The organism is Kroppenstedtia guangzhouensis, assembly GCF_014637345.1.
GTDB lineage: Bacteria > Bacillota > Bacilli > Thermoactinomycetales > DSM-45169 > Kroppenstedtia > Kroppenstedtia guangzhouensis.
The window spans coordinates 1-1762 of the sequence record NZ_BMEX01000058.1 but is presented as its reverse complement, the minus strand read 5'-3'; the positions used below and the strand labels follow the sequence as shown (position 1 = coordinate 1762).

At 41.5% G+C, this 1762-nt stretch carries 1 protein-coding gene; it reads left to right on the top strand.

What is annotated here, in order from left to right; all coding sequences use genetic code 11:
* The first annotated feature begins 284 nt into the window (after nt 1–284).
* Nucleotides 285–1079 (top strand): hypothetical protein, encoded by a 795-nt coding sequence (locus IEV46_RS17745; RefSeq protein ID WP_188433942.1) that lies wholly within the window; start codon nt 285–287, stop codon nt 1077–1079.
* Nucleotides 1080–1762 lie beyond the last annotated feature (683 nt).

Genomic DNA, 1762 nt, shown 5'->3' with positions numbered 1-1762 from the left:
TTCCAAGACAAGAAAGAACTGATTCGTCATGTGGTTCGGGAAATCCTGGTGTATGAGAATCGGGTGGAGATCCATACCTTTTAGCATTTCCACCCGATAGACATTGGAAACGAAAGTCTCTAAAGCTGTCTGTATTGTACAGTCACTCTATATTCTCCATTAAACCCTTTATAAGTTATATTTTTCAAAAAATTCAATGTTTTTAGTGCGGTTTTTATGTTAATAAATGCGGTTTATATGTTAAAGTAGGTACATAGGGCATTTTTACATAGGAGTGACTTGGAGTGAGAAAAAGAGGAATTATTGTTTTTCTATGTATGATGTTGGTTAGTTTATCGTTAGTTGGTTGTCTTAGTAAAACGGATGAAGCCAAAGAGCCTGCCAAAGAGGAAAAAACTACGGAAGAAGAAACCGCCAAAGCAGATGCCAAGACCTTGTTGGCTTTTTTGTATGAAGGTAAAAAAGGAACTATTCAAAACGTCACAGGCATGACAGGCGCTGATACAACCACTTATCTGGAAGAGAGTTTATTTGAAAGGAAAATGAAGGATTATCCAGGGGATGATTGGCGTCTTGTGGTTGATGGCTCCACCTATACAGCGGAAGAGATTATCAAGGAGTACAGTCGTATTTCGATTAAATCTTTGCAAAACGTTACTTACTCTGTTGAAAAAGTGAAAATCACGAACGACACCGCTGAAGTGACTGCAAAAATCGATCCCATTGCTTTGAAATCTGTAGCCAATGCGATCACAATGGCCCGCAGCCAAATCTTCGGCGATATAAACACCTCAAAAGTAGTTCTGGACTCCCAAAACAAAGATATGAAAGCAATCAATAATTTACTTAACTTCAAGCTTTACTCCATTATTTACGGAGACCAGAACTATCCGATCGATACCGTGGGCGAGGAAAAAGAGATCACTTTCACCATGACAAAAGAGGGCGATCATTACCGGGTAACCAAAGATACCTTGGACGACATCGTAGGTGATTCCGGTGAAGTGGAATATACCAAAAAAGGCAGCAGCACAGAAGACAAGTTGAAAGACAACAATTTAAACAAAAGCGACTTCTAAAGAATTGCAGCGGACATGGTTACGGACTATGTCCGCTTTTTGTCGGCTGAAAAGGAGAGTTCCTCAAGGGCAGTACCTACAGACAATCGATCAGATATAAGCCCTGAGGGGAAGGAGAGAGAAAGGATGGAGCGGTGCTTTAATATGATGGCATCGAAAAGTGCGAATGAAATCGTCAGATTTCAAGGGCAATGGACGCTTTCTTTTTACGAACCGGAAAACAAGGAAATCATCCTTCAGCTTACATGGCCAATGGTGTACGCTTATTTGTACCAAATTGATGGATTTCATATAAGCCAACTTTCCCTGGAGCTAGAGGGAATCGGGTCCTTATGTTTGGGTGGGGGAAACGTTCCGGATGAATATGATGATCCGCGGCTTGACAGGAATGTCCGGCATTTTAGCCTGATTTATTTTGATGATCCACCCGATGGGGTTGGAGTCCCCCTAATCCGAAGAGACAATCGTTTCGATCCCGATGAGGATGGTTACATGTGTTTAAATATCACTTGTGGGACCGATATCCCACTGTATATGTGCGTTCCTTTTTCGGAAGTACTGGAGGCTTTTCGATACTATTTCCAGACTGGAAAACGATCACCGTACTTATCCTGGGAGGATTAATCCATAAGCCGAAATTCCTTTTTGTGCCGCTACCCTACAGACATTAGAAACGAGATTCT